This is a genomic window from Rhodoferax sp. GW821-FHT07F03 (assembly GCF_059418745.1).
In genome coordinates this window covers 44,569-62,563 of sequence record NZ_JBWKQM010000001.1, presented here as the reverse complement: position 1 = coordinate 62,563, position 17,995 = coordinate 44,569, and the positions used below count along the sequence as shown (strand labels likewise).

Here is a 17,995-nt window from a genome sequence, read left to right as displayed (position 1 = left end):
GCTGCCACTGCAACTTCATTCCACCGATTGAAGGAGGTATTCCATGTTCCACCCATCTCCCCCCCTGCAGACACGGTCGCCTCGCAAGCGCCGAGCCCAACTTGCGCTGGCCGGCCTGGCGGTATCTGCCCTGGCACTATCGGCCTCACCAGTCTGGTCGCAAACCACGGGTGTGCCCAGCATGGCCGATACCCCCCCCGGCGCCACGGCAGACAGCAGCAAACTCAGTTTCACCGACAGTGCCATGCTGGGCGACTTGGCGCAAGCAACGCGGTCCGAAGTAGAGGCCGCCAAGCTGGCCCTGGAAAAGTCGCAGAACGCCAATGTGAAAAAGTATGCCCAGGACGTCATGGAGGAACACACCAAAGCTCTGACCGAGGTAGAGCAGCTGGGTGCGGCCAAGAACGTGAAACTTCCGCAAGGCGTTGGCGTGGTGAACAAGACCAAGGAAACCGCCCTGAAAGCGCTGTCTGGCAACACCTTTGACAGCCAGTACCTGAAGCGCGTCGGCGTGGGTGGCCACGAAACCGCGGTGGAGCTGCTGCAGAAGATCCAGAAAACGGCCAAGGACCCTGAGCTGAAACTGCTGGCCGACAAGCTGCTGCCGGCAATGCAGCGCAACCTGGACACGGCCAACCAGCTGGTTCCCGCATAAGCGGCACCGTGCAAACGCTACAATTTTAGTAGCTACTCGCGCATACAAAATGTGCGCTAGCGGCCCTTTTTGACACTGAACCTTCAGCGGACACAGGGCCGCCTTCCCCAGCCCATCCAACCGGCCAAACTGGCCCAACCGACATTACCAAGCCCGTACCTGCGCAAACGCCGTCGCCAGAAAGTCCACCAGCGCCCGCACCTTGGGCGGCACATGTTTGCGACTGGGGTACACCGCGTAGATACCCATCTCCAGCGATCGATAGGCTGGCAGCAGTTCGACCAGCCGACCGGCGGCCAGGTCTTCGCCCACCAGAAAACCCGGCTGCAGGATGATGCCCTGGTGCGCCAGCGCCGCTGCGCGGCAGGTGTCGCCGTTGTTGGCATGGATGCAGGGGCGGGTGGTGACGCTGACCGGCCCCTCAGGGCCGTCAAAATGCCACTCGTCCTTGGCCGCCCAATAGGTATAGGCGATGACGGCATGCCGGGCCAGCTCGCGCGGATGCAGCGGTGTGCCATGCGCGGCCAGATAGGCAGGCGACGCGCACAGCAGCATGCGGGTACTGGCCAGGCGCTTGCTCACCAGCGTGGAGCTGGGCAGGGTGGCAATGCGGATAGCCATGTCGTAGCCCTCCTCCACCAGATCCACCACCCGGTCGGCCAGGGTCAGGTCCAGCGCCACATCCGGGTACTGGCTGCGAAACAGCCCCCACAGCGGTGCCAGGTGCAGGATGCCAAAGGTGACCGGCGCGTTGATGCGCAGCAGGCCGCTGGCCGCGCCGCTGCGCGAGGTGAGTTCCGCCTCTGCCTCGTCCACACCGGCCAGCAGCTCCTTGCTGCGTGCATAAAACACCTGGCCCGCCTCGGTCAGCGACAGGCGCCGGGTGGTGCGCTGCAGCAGGCGTACACCCAGGCGGGCCTCCAGGTCCGCCACATAGCGCGACACCGCCGCCTTGGACAGGCCCAGGCTATCAGCCGCCTTCACAAAGCTGCCGGCATCCACCACGGCTGCGAAGGTTTGCATCTCCAGGAAACGGTCCATTGTCTTACCCACTGAAACAATGAATCTTATTTCAGGTCATTTATCTCTGCAACAGCCATAGATACAGTGGAGTCCATGCTTTCACCGGACACCACCATGACCTCAGCCCCCCCTGTCAACGCCGTTGCCACCGTCAGCCTGGCCCCGGTTTTCTTCATCTCCCACGGCGCCCCCACGTTTGCGCTAGAGCCTGGCCAGCTGGGCCCCTTGCTGCAGGCCGCAGGCCAGCAGTTGCAGGACGTCGACGCCGTGCTGGTGGTGTCGCCACACTGGCAAACCCGTGGCGTGCGCGTGTCCACCAGTGCCGCGCCCGAGACGGTGCACGACTTTGGCGGCTTCCCCGCGCCGCTGTACGCGCTGCACTACCCTGTGGCCGGCCACCCTGCCCTGGCGGCCCAAGTGGCCGAGCTGCTGGCAGCCGCCGGCTGGCCCACCAGCATGGACGGGCAGCGCGGTCTGGACCACGGCGCCTGGGTTCCGCTGCGCCACCTGCTGCCCGCCGGCAATGTGCCGGTATTCCAGGTGTCCCTGCCCCTGGGCCTGAACGCTGGCACCGCCCTGCAGCTGGGTGAGGCACTGGCCGCCGTGCGCGCCCTGGGCGTGGCCGTGGTGACCACAGGCAGCATGACGCACAACCTGTACGAGGTGGACTTCCAGGCCGGCCCCGACAGCATCACCGCTGAATACGTCACAGACTTCACCCGCTGGGTGCGCCAGGCCGTGAGCCAGAACGACACGCAAAAGCTGGTGGACTACCGCCAGCAAGCCCCGCACGCACAACGGGCGCACCCCACCGAAGAACACTTTTTACCGCTGCTGGTGGCCATGGGCGCACGCGGCCATGCCGAACCCGTGCAGGTGCTGGATGGGGGTACCACCTACCACGTGCTGGCCATGGAGTCTTATGCTTGGGGTCTGCCCGCAGCCAGCACTGAAACCACCCACTGAATGCAACCTGGAACATCCGCCATGCCCACCCTGAGCCCCCTGCAGACCAGTCCCGACTTCAGCCTGGCATTCCGCCTGCTGCAACCCGCTCCCGCCCAGCCCCAGGCCTGCCTGGTACTGCTGCACGGCGTGGGCGGCTCCGAAACCAACCTGGCGGACCTGGCCAGCGATCTGCCGCCCAATACCCTGGTGGTGCTGGCGCGCGGCCCGTTGACGCTGGGCCCGGAGCAATTCGCCTGGTTCCGCGTGGCCTTTGGCGCGCAGGGGCCGCGCATCGATGCGGCCGAAGCCGAGAGCAGCCGGCTGACCTTGATCCGCTTTGTCGAACAATTGCAAACCGCCTATGGCGTCAGCCCGCAGCGCACCGTGGTGGCCGGCTTCAGCCAGGGCGGCATCATGTCGGCCAGCCTGGCCCTGAGCACGCCCGAGCGGGTGGCGGGCTTCGGCCTGCTGTCCGGGCGCATCCTGCCCGAGCTGGAGCCGCACCTGGCCGCGCCAGCGCGCCTGCACCAGCTGCAAGCCTTTGTGGCCCATGGCACGGCCGACAGCAAGCTGCCCGTCGCCTGGGCCGAGCGCGCCGACGAGCTGCTGACCATGCTGGGTGTGGCCCACGAGACCCGGCTCTATCCCATGGACCACGGCATCAGCGCGGCCACGCATGCCGACTTTCTGGCCTGGTTACACAAGGTGTTGCCCGCGCAATAAGGCGAACACTCCTGATTTGATAGCTACCAGCGCAGGTATTACCTGCGCCAGCGGCATATTTCCTTTAAGAAAACCATGGACGCCGACACCACCATCCAGCGCGACTACGCCGCCGCACGCCTCCAGCTCCCCCCCGGTACAGCGATCACCGTGCTGCATATCGGCGAGGCCGCCACGGCGCTGGCCGTAGGCCGCGACGCAATACCGAGCGCAGTGCTGTCGCTGGCCATCGGGTCGCAGAAAACGGCGGCCGCGTTCTTCAAGCACACGCCGCCCACGCCCGGCGAAATCGAGAACGCCATCATGGTCGTGGAGGATGAAGTCACCCTGGCCCGCAGCGTCGTTGCCGATAACATGGCATTGTTCAGCGCCGACCCGGCCCTGCAAGCCATGGCCGACCTGGTTGGCGTACGTGGTCGCAGCATGTCGATCGATACGATCGAACGCCTGTTCGATCTGCTCGCCGCCCTATCCCAGGGCCGGCCCGTGGCCAGTGCGGGTATTCCAGACACCCCTAGCTTTGCCGCCACGCTGCTGATACTGCGGGAGTTCATGCACCACCTGGGATTTGCGGAAATCCGCTGGTAGCCACTGGAGCCGCCGACGGCTAAGCCCTATGCCTCATCACTGCAACGCTGCATGATGGCGTGCCTCTCTGCTTGGAGACTCAGCAATGCATCCACGCAATCTGCATCCAGCCTTCCGCTAGCGGCCTCCTTTTGCATCTCGGCGACGACGGCCTCTTCCGTCCACGCACTTTTGTAGGGGCGCTTGTTGGACAGGGCGTCATAAACATCTGCTACCGCGACAATGCGCGCTTCCAGGGGAATGTCCGCCATCAGGTGTCCCCTGGGATAGCCGGACCCATCGCCCCGCTCATGGTGGCAGGCCACGATATTGCGCATGATTTCGAAAGCCATGCTATCGCCCAGTCCCAAGTCCATACCCATTTGCACAACGATGGACTCGCCAATTTCCACGTGCCTGCGCATCAATACCCACTCGTCGGCATCCAGCCGCCCGGGTTTGAGCAATACGCTGTCGGACACACCCACTTTGCCCACATCATGGAGTGGCGCAAACAAAAAAATGTATTCAATGAATTCATCACTGAGTTGATGCGACTGTGCCAGCTGGCGCGCTATCAGCCGGGAATAGGCCGCCATGCGGTCCAGATGCGCCCCCGTTTCCAGGTCGCGGATACGTGCCAAGCCACTGGCGATGTGCACGCTGCCCACGATACCATGCACCACCTGCAGCTGGAGTAGATAAAGCTGCGAAATCAGATTGGAGAACAGCGTCAAGAACTCCGTCATGTTCGGGTCAAAAGAGCGGACCCGCTTGGAATCAAAAAACAGGAAGCCCGCCAGCTTGCTACCCAGAAAAAAAGGAACCGTCAGGCTGGACCGGTATCCACGCGACTTCAGCCACTCAGTGTGCCGGTTCGAGGACGTAAATTCCTGGGCAATGTCGTCCACCACACGGATTTGTCGATTCTGCGCAATCGAGCGCAAGGCAGGCACATTGGCTAGCTTGGATTCGTAGTGCTCCAGCACTACACCATCCATGCTGCTGCTGACAAATGTCTTCAGCATGTCGGATGTCTCATCGTAGGTGGCGAGCGACACACGATCAATTGCGGGATATCTGGCAGCGATGGCAGAGTGAATCGTTTTCAGATGCACTGAAATATTGAATTCATCCTGCTGAACCGACATCAGTGAGTAGTGGACTGGGCTCATGGTTCGAACATCAATTCTTATGTTCACAACACAGTGAAGCCGCATCCGCCTGCCCACGCAGCGACTTGGCCGTGGCGGCAAGTTCTTCCACCGTGGCCGTGTTTTGCTGGGTCAGAGAGTCCATCTGAGAAACCGCCTCGTTGATCTGGCAAATGCCCGAGGTCTGCTCAGCAGGAAAGACGTACTCGTGCTGAGTAACCGGTAGATTTCGCCTCATGGATAACCCCTGCGCGTTGAAGTTTTCAATCCCGTGGCGGTGGTCCGCAGACCCTGGCTCAGGCTTTCGCGTTGGCCAGCTTCGCGCAATCAATTTATACCAAACGAACACCCAAAAACACCATGCCATTCCAGCAAAAAAATCAACCAGCACACAAGCATCGTCAACTTTTAGTATGAACCTGATGCCTGTAGAGAAGCCACGGGGAAACCCTATTTAACAGCCAGTGGCGTAGCCAAGCTTCTATTGGCAAGCATCCATAGCATCCGGGGCTAGACACGCAAAGGGTTGCTACGCGCAGCAAGCAGCTACACAACCCGAACACCGCCGCCTACTAGGTGATGGCATGCGGTGCGATGCGCACGCGACCTGGGGCCAAATACTCAGCCATCCAATGCCACCGCTTCAATCTCAACCCCAGCAATACCCTCAGACCGCCAGCTCCTCCGGCAGCAGCATGGCGATGCGCTCGCGGATGGAGTCGGCGCGCTCGGCTCCTGCGGTGTTTTCCACCTCATCCAGCATCGCGCGGCCTACTTCCAGCATGGACGCGCGATCGCGGGCCTTGCGCAAGGCCTCACGAAAGAACTCCGCCTGGGCCGGGTCACGTTTGGCAAACATGCGCTCGCAAATATCGAACAGAAACATACGGGTCGTGGCCAGCGATCGTTTGCCGTCAAACGGATCTACCGCAGTGGATTGAACCGCCGCGGCAACAGCCGATACGTCCTGGCTCAGATAGCCGTCGCGCAAGAGCTGCAACACCAGCTGTTTGCCCTCGTGGCCAAAATACGCGGCCACCTCCTGCACGGTCTTACGCCCATCTGCCAACAGCAGCAGTGCACGCTCCCGCTGGCCCAGACTGCGGCATCCGGGTTGCAGCTCGGCACGCGCCTTATCGGTTTTTTGAAGCCCCATGGTGTCCGCCCGTTGAAGACAAAGAGCGATTGGAGCAAGTATTTGTTACTCAGCCATGACGCGAAGACTGCGCTCCAGCATGGCCTCAAATTCAGCGATCGGCAGCGGGCGGCTCATCAGATAGCCCTGGTAGGCATCGCAGCCGTTGCGGGCCAAAAACAGGCGTTGTTCCTCACGCTCCACACCTTCGGCGATCACCGCCAGCCCCAGAGTGGCCGCCAGTGCGATGATCATCTTGGCTATGGCCGCGTCGTTCGGGTCTTCCAGAATGTCTTTGATGAAGCCCTGGTCGATCTTCAGCTGGTCCAGCGGCAGTCGCTTCAGATAGGTCAGCGATGAATAGCCCGTGCCGAAATCGTCCAGCGAAAAGCCCACGCCCTCGGCCTTCAGCGCATCCATTTTGGCGATGGTGGTTTCCACATCGTTCACCAGCAGGCTCTCGGTCAGCTCCAGCTTGAGGCGCTGCGGTTGGGCGCCGGTACGGCGCACGGCCGCCAGCACCTGATCCACAAAGTCATCGCGCTGCATTTGCCGGGCACTGACATTCACCGCAATCGACAAGCCGGCCGTGCCGGGCTGCTGCGCCCAGGCCACCAGCTGCTGGCAGGCCGTCTCCAGCACCCACTGGCCCAACGGCACGATGAGATCGGTTTCCTCGGCCAGCGGAATGAACTCAGACGGGCTCACCATACCGCGCAGCGGGTGCTGCCAGCGCAGCAGGGCCTCGGCCCCGGTGACCCGCCCTGTACCCAGCACCTGCGGCTGGTAGTACAGGCTGAACTGCTGCTGCAGCAGGGCTTCGCGCAGGTCCGCCTCCAGCGCCGCACGCAAGGTCACCACGGCCTGCATGGCGGCATCAAAAAAGCGCAAGGTATTGCGACCCGAGGTCTTGGCCTGGTACATGGCCAGGTCCGCCTGTTTGAGCAATTCCTCCACGGCGTTGTGTCGTCCATCGAACAAGGCAATGCCGATACTGGGCGAGCTACGGCGCTCATGGCCGTCCAGTACATAGGGCTGGTTCAGCACGTCGAATATCTTCCCGCCCACAGCCCGGCAGTGGGCAGCGGCCTCGTCGACATGGCCGCCCAGGCCCTCCAGGATGACCACGAACTCGTCGCCGCCGAAGCGCGCCACGGTGTCTCCCTCGCGCACGCAACTTGTCAGGCGCCGGGCGACCTGTTGCAGCAGCAGGTCGCCCTTGTCATGGCCCAGCGTGTCGTTCAGGGTCTTGAAGTGGTCCAGGTCTATGAACAGCAAGGCCCCCAGGCTGCCGCTGCGCATGCTGGCCATCAGTGCCTGCTTCAGCCGGTCCAGCAGCAGGCGCCGGTTCGGCAACTGGGTCAGGGGGTCGTAAAAGGCCAGGCTCTTGACCTCGTCTTCGATGGCCTTGCGCTCGGTAAAGTCTTCAATGACCCAGATGGACCCGGCTTGTGGTGCTTCGGGGTACAGGCTGCGGCTACGCAGATGAGCCCAGAACTGCGAACCGTCCTGGCGCTGCAAGAACAGCACATCGTCGGAAGGTCCATGCTCCGGCGCGCTGGAGGACGCGCCGGGCGGATACAGCAATGCGGCGGACAAGCCCGCCATGTCCGACTGGCTATAGCCAAAAATGTCCTGGGCATAGTGATTGGCCAGATGGACCACCCCGTCGCGCACAAACACAACGCCCACCGGCACATTGCCCAGTATCACCTGCTGTTCGGCAAACGCGGCCTTCAGGTCGCTGCGCATATGGTCCATCTGCATCGCCAGCCGGCCTATTTCATCCGGCCGTTGCCAGCCCACAGCCTGGTCAAAATCGCCGCCGGCCAGTCGGTTGGAAAACAAGGCCAACTGGTTCAAGGGCCGCAATACGCGCACATGTAGCGCCAGCAGAATAAAGCCCAGCGACAGCACGAACTGGCCCAACAAAATGAAGGAATAGGCCCGGCGGTCGCTTTCAAACTCCTGTTGCTTCAGGCTGTTATCGACTTCCATCTCAATAAAACCGGCAACCTCCTGGCGGCTATTGCCCGCCTCCTGGAACGTCAGTGGCCACTGGACCACCCGCGAGCTGCCCCGCCGCCGCTCGGGCTGCTCCAGCGTCAGCATGGGCACCTTGTCGGAATCACGGATGACGATGCGCACCACCTGGGGGTCCAGCAAGGTGGCATGCCCAATGGTGCTCACGCTGGCGGTGTTGTAGTTCCATACCGGTGCCGACAGGCTGTTGGACAGCAGCAAAATCTTGTCGTCCAGGTAGCGCTCCAGCTCCTTGTTGATCTGCGCCTGGCGCAAATCCGTGAGCGTCATCACGCCAATCAGGGCAGGCACAAACAGCCCCGCCGCCATGGCAATCACAATGCCCACGCTCAGGCTGCGCAATCTGTCCCGGGTTTTCAACGGAGGCAAGCGTTGCTTGGTGGGTTGCAAGAAATGCATGGACCAAAGATTAACTGCGGAAGGTGTTTACGTGCTTAGCATTTGCTACACATCATTTTCTGGATTTCAGGATTCTGGAAATTTGCACGCGTCACCAGAGTGGTGTCGGTGAAGATGGTGGCCTCTTTGAGAGCCTGACCCCTGGCCGCAGCGACCGCCGCCTGCACGCCCTTGTAGCCCATTTGCGCAGGGTTTTGGATCACCAGGCCGCTGATCTCCTGCTTCTTCAGCCCCTCCAGCAGAAAATCGGTCGCGTCAAACCCGACGAAACGCAACTTGCCGGCCTGCCCCGTGTCGCGCAACGCGCGCAGCATGCCATCGGTCGAAGTTTCATTCACCGCGAAAACCCCGTCCAGAGGTTGGTGCCCCCCCAGCAAGGCGACCGCACTCTGCCGTGACCGGCCCGTCGAGCCGCCACCGTACACGTCCGCCACCACGGTGATCGCTGGCGCATTGGCCTTCATATAGTCCAGGAAACCCTTGGCCCGGTCATCCGTGGATGCGCTGCCCGCCACCGTGCGCAACACCACGACCCGGCCTTTTTTATCCAGCAGATCGGCCAGGGACTTGGCCGCCAGCTGGCCGCCGGCATAGTTGTTAGAGGTCACAAAATTGCTGTGCTGGTTGCCGTCCAGCCCCGAATCGACGGCCACTACCGGGATGCCCATGGCCACTGCACGCCGCACCGGCGCCACCAGGCGCGCCCTGTCGGTGGCAGCAATCAGGATAGCGTCCACCCCGGACTTGCTGTAGAGCTGCAGTATCTTGATCTGCGAATCGATGTCGTCATTGTGCGCAGGCCCGCGCCAGGTCAGCTGGATATGCCCGTCCTCTTGCACCGCCTTGTCCACGCCGGTGCGCATCACATCCCAAAAAACCTGGTCACTGGCCTTGGGGATGAAGACCAGGTGCACATCTTTCACCGCCGGCTGCGCAGCAGGCAGACCCATTGCGCAGCAGGCCCATAGCAGGATGAGTAGGGATTTCATATGCGTTCCAGCTTGAGTTCTTACGCCATAGCGACACATGCTATAGGTAACAAGATACGCTATCCCTGCATACAAGCGAAACGGGCATACCCTTGTTGCGCGGCCACCAGCAAGCTCTGGCAAGCGCTAGCCGAAACTCCTGATTTGATAGCAACCAGCGCAGGTACTACCTGCGCCAGTGCCAAATTTCATTCAAAACTGCTGGCTACTCAGTTGGCAACCGTGAAGCGCTTTTGCACATGCTTGGGCGTCTCGATCTCGTCCACCATGGCCACTGCCAAGTCGGCAGCCGAAATACCCGAAGGTGCGTCACCCACGCCGGGCAGCGGCGTGTCGGCACCCACACGGTACTTGCCGGTGCGCTCGCCGGGCGCCAGCAGGATGGGGGGCGACAGGAAGGTCCAGTCCAGCGTCGTTTCCAACTTGATGCGGTTCAACAGCTCGCGGGCCGCCAGCGCGCCCTGCTTCCATTCGGCAGGGAACTGTGGTGTGTCCACCAACTGCAAGCCGGGCGCCACAAACAAGCTGCCCGCGCCACCCACCACCAGCACGCGCTTCACGCCAGCCTGCTTGGTGCCGTCCAGAATCGCCTGGCTGCCCTGCAGGAACAGGTCATGGATCTGCGGCTCGGTCCAGCCGGGGTTGTAGGCGCTGATGACGGCATCCACACCGGCCACGGCCTTGGCCACCTGGGCAGGGTCCAGCACATCGGCGGGCACCACGGTCAGGCCGGGCTGGGGGCTGAACTTGCCAGGGTTGCGTGCCAACGCGGTCACCTGGTGGCCACGGCTGAGCAGTTCGGTCAACACGGCGCTGCCGACAAAGCCGGTGCCGCCAATCAGTGCAATCTTCATATCAAGCTCCTGTGGAAAAGGGCTCTAGTGTGATTTCTTCACCAAGATATGAATAGACGGTTTAATTCGCTATTACTCTGAAGCTCTGCTACACAATCAAGCCTATGGATCAACTCAAACGCATGGCCATCTTTGCAGAGGTGGTGGCCAGCGGCTCGCTCACGGCGGCCGCCCGGCAGCTGGACATGACGCCCTCGGCCGTCAGCCAGCATCTGCGCCAGCTTGAAAAAGCCCTGGGCCTGGCCCTGCTGCACCGCTCCACCCGTAAGCTGACGCTGACCGAGGCCGGCGCCCGCTACCACGTGGGCTGCGCGGCCATGGTGGCGGCCGCGCGCTCGGCCGAATCGGCACTAGCCCGACTGCGCGACGAACCCGAGGGCGAGCTGCGCCTGGCCGCGCCCATAGGCTTTGCCAGCCTGCTGGCCAGCGCGCTGGCGCCGCTGCGCGGCCACCCCAAGTTGACGCTGAACCTGCTGCTGGACGACACCGTGATCGACCTGATCGAAGCCCGGGTAGACATTGCGCTGCGCGTGGGCGCCATGCCCAGCTCCAGCCTGGTAGCACGCAAGCTGGGCAGCATGGAGCGCCAGCTCTGCGCCGCCCCAGCCTACCTGGCCGAACACGGCTGGCCAGGCCATCCGCAGGATTTGCCACAGCATGTATGGCTGGGCAGCGCATCCGACAACACCACTTTCGACACGCTGGAGCTGCACGGGCTGAACGGACTGAAAGGCGAGCACTGCACGGTCCAGCTGCGCGGCCGGGTGCAGGCCAGCCAGGTATCGGCCTTGCACGCAATGTGCGTGGAGGGCTGGGGCATTTGCGTGGCCGTGCGGCAGGAAGACTTCCAGGCCCTGGCCAACGGCCGGCTGGTGCCCGTGCTGCCTCAATGGCGGCAAAGCCCCATGCCGGTCTACGCCGTCACCCCGCGGCGCGATGCCCAACCCGCCAAGGTGCGGCACACGCTGGACCTGCTGGCCACCTACTTTGACCGGGTGTACCCGGGTGTGGTGGCAGACTAATTCCTATTTTGATAGCAGCCTGCGCAGGTATTACCTGCGCCAGCGGCACTTTTCGTTCTTAATGATCGTCGTGCAGATACGTGGCCTGGCGCGGCAGCAGCAGGCTGACTCCGAAGGCCAGAACCATCATCCCCGTGACGTACCAGTAAAAGTAAGACTCGTGGCCCATCGACTTCAGGCCCAGCGCCACGTACTCGGCGCTGCCGCCAAAAATGGCGTTGCCCACCGCATACGACAGGCCGACTCCCAGCGCACGCACTTCGGGCGGAAACATCTCGGCCTTCACGATGCCGCCTACCGAGGTGTAGAAGCTGACGACCGCCAGCGCGACGGTGATCAAAACCCCGGCCAGCAGCGGGCTGGTCACGCTTTGCAGCGTGGTCAGAATCGGTACCACCATGAGCGTGCCCAACGCGCCAAACAGCAGCATGTTGTTGCGCCGGCCGATGCGGTCCGACAAGGCACCAAACAGCGGCTGCATGCACATGTAGAGGAACAGGCAGGCGGTCATCACGTTGCTGGCGGTCTTGATCGACATGCCGGCCGAGTTCACCAAGTACTTCTGCATGTAGGTGGTGAAGGTGTAGAAGATCAGCGAGCCGCCGGCGGTATAGCCCAGCACCACCAACAAAGCACGCTTATGGTTTTTCAGTAGCTCGGCCACGCTGCCAGCAGCTTTGGAACTGCGCGTCTGCGCGGTGGTGGTTTCATGCAAGGTGCGGCGCAGCATCAGCGCAACCACGGCGGTCAACGCTCCGAGTACGAAGGGAATGCGCCAGCCCCAGCTCTTCAGCTCAGCCTCGTCCAGCAACTGCTGCAACACCACGACCACCAGCACCGCCAGCAGCTGGCCGCCGATGAGCGTGACGTACTGGAAAGATGAGTAAAAGCCGCGCTGGCCGCGCATCGCCACCTCGCTCATATAGGTGGCGGTGGTGCCGTATTCGCCGCCCACCGACAGGCCCTGCAACAGGCGCGCCGTCAGCAACAACACCGGAGCCAACGCCCCAATGCTGGCATAGGTGGGCAGGCAGGCAATCAGCAACGAGCCGCCGCACATCATCATCACCGACACCACCATCGAGGTCTTGCGCCCCTTGCGATCGGCCAGACGACCGAAGATCCAACCGCCGATGGGCCGCATCAAAAAGCCCGCGGCAAACACGCCGGCCGTGTTCAGCAACTGGGCCGTAGGGTCGGACTTGGGGAAGAACGCCGGCGCAAAGTAGATGGCGCAGAAGGCGTAGATGTAGAAGTCAAACCACTCCACCAAATTGCCCGACGAAGCGGCGACGATGGCGAAGATGCGCTTGCGCTTTTCTTCAAAGGTATAGGGAAGGGGCAGTACGGCAGTCATGGGCGTCCTTGTCTCGGTGAACTTGTAGTCGGCAGTGTCTTGCAATGCCGTGCTTCTGTCGTCCGTAGCAATCCGCCCCGGCGTCTGCGTAGCTCTACGCAAGGGTAATTACCTAGGGATGGCTAGAGCGCATTCTCACGCAAAAATCGCTCCAGCTCGTGGCTGTTCGAAAGGCCCAGCTTGGCAAACACATGGGCGCGGTGCGTCTCCACGGTGCGCAGTTCCAGCGGCGCCAGATCCAGCGCGATGCGCTTGTTCGGCTTGCCCTCGGCCACCAGGCGGGCCACCTGCACCTCGCGCGGCGTCAGCTTGGCCCATAGGGCCTGCGCGGCCTGCCGGGCTTGCTGCTCGGCGGCGATGGCGCTGGCCTTCTGCAAAGCCTGGGCCACCGTGTTCAGCAGGCGCTCGTCGTTGCAGGGCTTCTCCAGCCAGCCAAACGCGCCCTGCTGCACGGCCTCCACCGCCATCGCAATATCACCGTGGCCTGACAAAAACACCACCACCAGCGGGCTCTGCTGCGCACGCAGCGCCTCGAACACCTGCAGCCCGCTGATGCCGCCCAGCCGCAGGTCGAGGATGGCGCAGCCGGGGCGCTGAGAATCGACGCCGGCCAGAAATGCCTCGCCAGAAGCAAAAGCCTGCACCGCATGGCCACGCGACAGCAGCAACAGGCCCAGCGAGCGGCGCACCGCTTCGTCGTCGTCGACGACGTATAGGTTCAGGGGGAGAGGGTTCGACTTCATGGGGGTCAGGAGACAGGGAACGGAGTTCGCAGAGACTAACCGAGACCAACGCACAGACATTGCACAACAGGCATCTGACGGGAATGAGGTAGATACGATACCCGTTCACGGCCGGTCGCCAATCTGAAACAAGGAATCGGCTCGCTGTAGCGTTCAAAACTGGATAGATCTGTATCTATTCGGATGTCCCCAGCTTGCATATGCTTGAGCTCATTTCCCATTTACATGACTGATCCCATGCCAGAAATCCCCAGTTTGCTAACCTTTGGCCTTGTCTCGCTCGGCATGGTGCTCACACCCGGGCCGAACATGGTCTACCTCATTTCGCGTTCGATTTGTCAAGGGAGAACGGCCGGACTGATTTCTCTGGGCGGGGTGGCACTCGGGTTCGTTGTCTACATGCTGTGCGCTGCATTTGGCATCACTGCTTTGGTGATGGCCGTGCCGTACGCATATGACGCACTGCGCCTCGGAGGTGCGGCCTATCTGTTCTATCTGGCTTGGCAAGCTGTTAAGCCCGGCGGACGCTCGCCGTTTGAAGTGCGTAATTTGCCCAAGGACAGCCCTAAAAAACTTTTCACGATGGGGTTCATCACCAATTTACTCAATCCCAAGATCGCGATCATGTATCTGTCGTTGTTGCCACAATTCATTGATCCCGACCATGGCAGTGTTCTGGTGCAATCCCTCCTATTGGGCCTGACGCAAATTTTTGTCAGCGTTAGCGTCAATGCCGTAATAACCGTGCTGGCGGGTTCCATTGCGATTTTTCTCACGTCCCATCCCTCCTGGCAGACTGTTCAACGCTGGCTCATGGGAACCGTATTGGGCGGACTGGCAACGCGCATGGCCATGGAGAGTCGGCGGTGATTTCCTGATGGAACCGCCATCCAGAAGAACGTTCACTCTGCGACTTCCAGCTCCAACGTAAAAACCGTCCCCCCATCCACCCGGTTGGCAAACGTCAATCGCCCACGGTGGCTTTCGACAATCGTGCGGCAGATGTTCAGACCCAGGCCCAAGCCGCCGTCCTTGGTGGTGAAGAACGGCGCGAACACCTGCTCCGCAATTGCAGCATCAATGCCAGGCCCACGGTCCGCCACGCGGATCTGCATGCGGCCGGCGACCACGGCCGCGTCGATCTCCACCACCCGGCGTTCCGGTGCAGTGGCATGCATGGCCTGCAAGCTATTCAGCAGCAGGTTCAGCAGCACCTGCTCCAACAGCACGCGGTCGCCGCGCACCATGGGCAGGTCGGCCGGCACACGCAGCACGGTGCGCGCCTGCTGTGCCCGCATCTCGCCCTGCAGCAGGGCCAGCACATTCGCCACCAGGGCCGGCACGGCGCAGTCCTCGGCCCCAGCGGTGCGCTGGCGCACAAAGCCGCGTATACGCTGCACGATCTCGGCACTGCGCTGGGCCTGGGCCATGGTCTCATCAAGGCTGCTGCCCAGCAGTGCCTGGTTGCCTTGCTCAGCAAAGGCCTTGGCCGCGCTGGCGAAATTGCTCAGGGCCATCAGTGGCTGGTTCAACTCATGCGCCAGGGTGGACGCCATCTCGCCCAGGCTGGCCAGGCGCTGGGCGTGTTGCAGCTGCTCATCGTTCTGGCGCTGGCGCAGCTCGGCGCGCTTTTGCGCGGTGATGTCCACCACCGAGCTCATCCAGCCGCTGTGCTGGCCGTGGGCGTCGATCAGCCTGGCGGTATAGACCATGGTGAATACGTCATGCCCGTCTCGGTGGCGGATACGCGACTCGAAGCCGGACATGGCGGCCTGGCCGCTCATGGTGGCCTCGTTGTTCTGCCAGTGCTGTTCCACATCATCCGGGTGCCAGTAAGGGTATGGCGGCAGGCGGCCCAGCAGTTCGTCGGCGCGGTAGCCGGTCATATCGCACAGAGCGGGGTTGACGTAGATGATGTGGCCTTCCAGGTCGCGCGCGCGCATGCCGACCAGCAGCGAATCTTCCATGGCCTTGCGGAAGGCGTGGGCCTGGTCCAGCTCCAGCGTGCGCTCGCGCACGCGCACTTCCAGGTCTCGGCGGGCATCGCGCTGCTCGGCAAAGCGGCGCTCGCGCAGGCGCCAGTACAGGCTGCCCAGCAGCAGCAGGCCGGCGCACAGCAGACCCAGCATCCAGCTACGTTCGCGGGCATGAGTGACGGCGGCATAGTCGGCCATCACGGTCAGCGTCCAGCCCAGGTCTGGCAGGACCTCGTCCACCGCCAGAAATTCGCGCGGCTGGCCGGCCAGGCTGGTGCGCAAGCGGTAGCCCTCGGCATCCGGCGTCGCATCGCGCTGCCAGGGCAGCTGCGCAAAGCTGTGGCGCGCGCCGTACTGCTGGTGGCGCTGCACCCAGGCCAGGTCGTCCTCGCCCAGCGCGCGCTTAGCCTGGTATATCCAGGAAGGTACCGAGCCCAGGAACACGATACCGCGCGCATCGGCCAGCAAAATGGGGTCGCGCACAAAGGCCCAGGTGTCCTGGATCTGGCGCAGGCTGACCTTGACGGTGAGCACGCCGCGCACCACCCCGCCCTGCTGCACCGGCGCGGAGATGAACAGCCCCGGCTCCCCGGTGGTCTGACCCACACCGTAGAACTGGCCGTTGCGGCCAGCCCGCGCATCCAGAAAATACGGCCGGTTCGCATACGACTGGCCGACGAAACTCTGCGCCGTCTGCCAATTGCTGGCGGCCAGGGTCATGCCCTGCAAATCAATCAGGTAGAGCGCGTCCGAGCCGGCGCGGCGGTTCACCTCTTCGATGTAGCGGTTGGCACGCTGCTGGGCCACCGGGTCTTGCGGCTGGGCCAGCGCCGCCAGCACGTCCGGGTGCTGCGCGGCGGTAAACGGCAGGTAGCTGTACTTGGCCGCCGCACCCCGCAAGCCCAGCGCATGCACCTCGATGGCCCGGTGGATGGAGTCCAGCTGGAAGCTGGCCTCACGCCGCGCCGCCCACTGGCCGGCAGCGGCGATCAAGGCTAGGCCCAGCACGGCCGCTACGGCCCACGCCCACCACGTCCGGTATGCGGGCACAGCGGCGGTAGGTGCAGATGGATCGGAGGGCATGGATGCAGAACAGGAAAAAGGGCCGAATCATTGTGCATGAGCAACACCGCAGCCCTGCGCACCGTCACAAAGTATTGGCTTTGCGCAACTGCGTACCAGTCCCACGCGCAGCCAAACAACAAGCGTATTTTTTGTGCGCCACGCGGGCTAGTCCGCCCAGGCAATTTACTATTATTTTTATAGCTTATAGCGCAAGTATTCTCTGCACGAGAGGCATAAAACACCATGTAACCCGAAAGAGCCTGGCAGCCTGTCAAGGGCCCCCTCAGCACGGTAAGATGGCCATGCGCGCAGCCCCGCCGGCCGCCATTGCAAGCACCCGATACACCACACCATCTTGACGTACAACAAGAGGCAAGAACACACCATGCAAGCCATCCGCATCGCCATCGTCGGCGAGTCCCTAATCGACTTCACCGCCACCAGCGGCCTGAACTTTGAAGGCCATGAAGGCGGCGCCCCGACCAATAGCGCCATCGCTACCGCCCGCCTGGGCCAGCCCATAGGTTTCATCAGCCAGCTGTCCACCGACCTGTTTGGCGAACGCCTGCTGCAGCATCTGCAAAGCAATGGCGTGAACACCGACTGGGTGCTGCGCAGCGATGCGCCATCGACGCTGGCCTTTGTCGAACGTACGCCGCAGACCAACCGCTACGCCTTCTACACCCAGGGCACGGCCGATACGCAGTGGGCCCCCGCCGTGCTGCCCACCCTGCCCGATAGCTGCCGCTTTCTGCAATTTGGCTCCATCGCGCTGCTGCACGAGCCAGCGGCCAGCCGCATCACCGATCTGGTGCTGGCGCAGCAAGGCCAACGCATCGTCTTGTTCGACCCGAATGTGCGCCTGAGCCTGATCAAGGATCTGCCGGCCTACCGCGTCAACGTGCAGCGCTGGGCCGCCGCCAGCAACCTGATGAAGTTCAGCGACGAAGACGCCGCCGCCCTGGCGCCCGGCCTCAGCCTGGCCGAGGTGGCCGCCAGCTTCATGCAGCAGCCCGCGCAAGGCCCGCGCGCCGTGGTCATTACCCGTGGTGGAGATGGCGCCACGCTGTTCCGCCGTGGCCATGCACCGCTGGAGGTGTTGGCTCCCAAGATCACCGTGGCAGACACCATAGGTGCCGGCGACACCTTTGATGCCGGCCTGACCGTCGCCCTGCTGGAGCACGGAGTGGAGCAGGTGGCCCAGCTCGACAGCCTGCCCGACGCCACCTGGCTGGCCGTGCTGCGCTTCGCCGCCTGCGCCGCCGCCATCAACTGCACCCGCGAAGGTGCCAACCCACCCACCCGCGCCGAGCTGCAAGTAGCGCTGGACGCCACCTCCTGA

Annotated in this window: 17 protein-coding genes; 7 read left to right on the top strand and 10 right to left on the bottom strand. The window is 62.8% G+C overall.

Annotated features, from left to right (window positions below; all coding sequences use genetic code 11):
• The first annotated feature begins 43 nt into the window (after positions 1-43).
• Entirely contained in the window at positions 44-655 is a 612-nt protein-coding gene (locus tag AC07R0_RS00295; protein WP_495076334.1) for a DUF4142 domain-containing protein, read from the top strand.
• Between the two features lie 144 nt (positions 656-799).
• Here AC07R0_RS00295 and AC07R0_RS00290 read toward each other — a convergent pair whose 3' ends face one another.
• Positions 800-1,696 (bottom strand): LysR family transcriptional regulator, encoded by an 897-nt coding sequence (locus AC07R0_RS00290; protein ID WP_495103328.1) that lies wholly within the window; start codon positions 1,694-1,696, stop codon positions 800-802.
• Between the two features lie 96 nt (positions 1,697-1,792).
• On the opposite strand from AC07R0_RS00290, the gene AC07R0_RS00285 reads away from it, so the two are divergent.
• The 3 genes from AC07R0_RS00285 (at position 1,793) to AC07R0_RS00275 (ending at position 3,937) form a co-directional block, all read left to right on the top strand.
• Positions 1,793-2,644, top strand: a complete 852-nt coding sequence (locus tag AC07R0_RS00285) for a dioxygenase family protein (RefSeq protein WP_495103327.1) — start codon at positions 1,793-1,795, stop codon at positions 2,642-2,644.
• A 21-nt stretch (positions 2,645-2,665) separates the two neighbouring features.
• The gene (locus AC07R0_RS00280; protein ID WP_495076331.1) at positions 2,666-3,349 is read left to right on the top strand and encodes an alpha/beta hydrolase; all 684 of its coding nucleotides are present in this window, start codon (positions 2,666-2,668) and stop codon (positions 3,347-3,349) included.
• A gap of 75 nt (positions 3,350-3,424) precedes the next feature.
• Entirely contained in the window at positions 3,425-3,937 is a 513-nt protein-coding gene (locus tag AC07R0_RS00275) for a hypothetical protein (protein ID WP_495103326.1), read from the top strand.
• A 26-nt stretch (positions 3,938-3,963) separates the two neighbouring features.
• On the opposite strand, the gene AC07R0_RS00270 is transcribed toward AC07R0_RS00275, so the two are convergent.
• From AC07R0_RS00270 to AC07R0_RS00245, 6 genes are all read right to left on the bottom strand, one after another.
• Positions 3,964-5,091 carry an HD-GYP domain-containing protein gene (locus tag AC07R0_RS00270; RefSeq protein ID WP_495103325.1) on the bottom strand — a complete coding sequence of 376 codons (1,128 nt, stop codon included), beginning with the start codon at positions 5,089-5,091 and terminating at the stop codon, positions 3,964-3,966.
• 10 nt (positions 5,092-5,101) lie between these two features.
• Positions 5,102-5,461 (bottom strand): hypothetical protein, encoded by a 360-nt coding sequence (locus AC07R0_RS00265; RefSeq protein WP_495103324.1) that lies wholly within the window; start codon positions 5,459-5,461, stop codon positions 5,102-5,104.
• 276 nt (positions 5,462-5,737) lie between these two features.
• Positions 5,738-6,226, bottom strand: a complete 489-nt coding sequence (locus AC07R0_RS00260) for a hypothetical protein (RefSeq protein ID WP_495103323.1) — start codon at positions 6,224-6,226, stop codon at positions 5,738-5,740.
• 45 nt (positions 6,227-6,271) lie between these two features.
• On the bottom strand, positions 6,272-8,647 hold the full coding sequence (locus AC07R0_RS00255) for a putative bifunctional diguanylate cyclase/phosphodiesterase (protein WP_495103322.1): 2,376 nt from the start codon (positions 8,645-8,647) through the stop codon (positions 6,272-6,274).
• A gap of 35 nt (positions 8,648-8,682) precedes the next feature.
• Entirely contained in the window at positions 8,683-9,636 is a 954-nt protein-coding gene (locus tag AC07R0_RS00250; RefSeq protein WP_495099066.1) for an ABC transporter substrate-binding protein, read from the bottom strand.
• 209 nt (positions 9,637-9,845) lie between these two features.
• Positions 9,846-10,490, bottom strand: a complete 645-nt coding sequence (locus tag AC07R0_RS00245) for an NAD(P)-dependent oxidoreductase (protein WP_495103321.1) — start codon at positions 10,488-10,490, stop codon at positions 9,846-9,848.
• Between the two features lie 104 nt (positions 10,491-10,594).
• On the opposite strand from AC07R0_RS00245, the gene AC07R0_RS00240 reads away from it, so the two are divergent.
• Entirely contained in the window at positions 10,595-11,512 is a 918-nt protein-coding gene (locus tag AC07R0_RS00240; RefSeq protein WP_495103320.1) for a LysR substrate-binding domain-containing protein, read from the top strand.
• Positions 11,513-11,570: 58 nt separating this feature from the next.
• On the opposite strand, the gene AC07R0_RS00235 is transcribed toward AC07R0_RS00240, so the two are convergent.
• Both AC07R0_RS00235 and AC07R0_RS00230 read right to left on the bottom strand, forming a co-directional pair.
• Entirely contained in the window at positions 11,571-12,869 is a 1,299-nt protein-coding gene (locus AC07R0_RS00235) for an MFS family transporter (RefSeq protein ID WP_495103319.1), read from the bottom strand.
• Positions 12,870-12,991: 122 nt separating this feature from the next.
• A complete protein-coding gene (locus AC07R0_RS00230; protein ID WP_495103318.1) occupies positions 12,992-13,612 on the bottom strand; it encodes a response regulator transcription factor in 621 nt (206 codons plus the stop codon).
• 237 nt (positions 13,613-13,849) lie between these two features.
• On the opposite strand from AC07R0_RS00230, the gene AC07R0_RS00225 reads away from it, so the two are divergent.
• On the top strand, positions 13,850-14,482 hold the full coding sequence (locus AC07R0_RS00225) for a LysE family translocator (protein ID WP_495103317.1): 633 nt from the start codon (positions 13,850-13,852) through the stop codon (positions 14,480-14,482).
• A 32-nt stretch (positions 14,483-14,514) separates the two neighbouring features.
• Here the strand turns inward: AC07R0_RS00225 and AC07R0_RS00220 are convergent, their stop codons facing one another.
• Positions 14,515-16,671, bottom strand: a complete 2,157-nt coding sequence (locus tag AC07R0_RS00220) for a sensor histidine kinase (RefSeq protein WP_495103316.1) — start codon at positions 16,669-16,671, stop codon at positions 14,515-14,517.
• Between the two features lie 376 nt (positions 16,672-17,047).
• Between AC07R0_RS00220 and AC07R0_RS00215 the strand changes: the two genes are divergently transcribed.
• Entirely contained in the window at positions 17,048-17,995 is a 948-nt protein-coding gene (locus AC07R0_RS00215; RefSeq protein WP_495103673.1) for a carbohydrate kinase family protein, read from the top strand.

Excerpts from the sequence above, each read along its gene's own strand:
- AC07R0_RS00230 (WP_495103318.1), bottom strand. The coding sequence starts at position 13,612 with ATGAAGTCGAACCCTCTCCCCCTGAACCTATACGTCGTCGACGACGAC.
- AC07R0_RS00275 (WP_495103326.1), top strand. The coding sequence starts at position 3,425 with ATGGACGCCGACACCACCATCCAGCGCGACTACGCCGCCGCACGCCTC.
- AC07R0_RS00220 (WP_495103316.1), bottom strand. The coding sequence starts at position 16,671 with ATGCCCTCCGATCCATCTGCACCTACCGCCGCTGTGCCCGCATACCGG.
- AC07R0_RS00260 (WP_495103323.1), bottom strand. The coding sequence starts at position 6,226 with ATGGGGCTTCAAAAAACCGATAAGGCGCGTGCCGAGCTGCAACCCGGA.
- AC07R0_RS00235 (WP_495103319.1), bottom strand. The coding sequence starts at position 12,869 with ATGACTGCCGTACTGCCCCTTCCCTATACCTTTGAAGAAAAGCGCAAG.
- AC07R0_RS00225 (WP_495103317.1), top strand. The coding sequence starts at position 13,850 with ATGCCAGAAATCCCCAGTTTGCTAACCTTTGGCCTTGTCTCGCTCGGC.
- AC07R0_RS00255 (WP_495103322.1), bottom strand. The coding sequence starts at position 8,647 with ATGCATTTCTTGCAACCCACCAAGCAACGCTTGCCTCCGTTGAAAACC.
- AC07R0_RS00240 (WP_495103320.1), top strand. The coding sequence starts at position 10,595 with ATGGATCAACTCAAACGCATGGCCATCTTTGCAGAGGTGGTGGCCAGC.
- AC07R0_RS00290 (WP_495103328.1), bottom strand. The coding sequence starts at position 1,696 with ATGGACCGTTTCCTGGAGATGCAAACCTTCGCAGCCGTGGTGGATGCC.
- AC07R0_RS00270 (WP_495103325.1), bottom strand. The coding sequence starts at position 5,091 with ATGAGCCCAGTCCACTACTCACTGATGTCGGTTCAGCAGGATGAATTC.
- AC07R0_RS00285 (WP_495103327.1), top strand. The coding sequence starts at position 1,793 with ATGACCTCAGCCCCCCCTGTCAACGCCGTTGCCACCGTCAGCCTGGCC.
- AC07R0_RS00295 (WP_495076334.1), top strand. The coding sequence starts at position 44 with ATGTTCCACCCATCTCCCCCCCTGCAGACACGGTCGCCTCGCAAGCGC.
- AC07R0_RS00250 (WP_495099066.1), bottom strand. The coding sequence starts at position 9,636 with ATGAAATCCCTACTCATCCTGCTATGGGCCTGCTGCGCAATGGGTCTG.
- AC07R0_RS00280 (WP_495076331.1), top strand. The coding sequence starts at position 2,666 with ATGCCCACCCTGAGCCCCCTGCAGACCAGTCCCGACTTCAGCCTGGCA.
- AC07R0_RS00245 (WP_495103321.1), bottom strand. The coding sequence starts at position 10,490 with ATGAAGATTGCACTGATTGGCGGCACCGGCTTTGTCGGCAGCGCCGTG.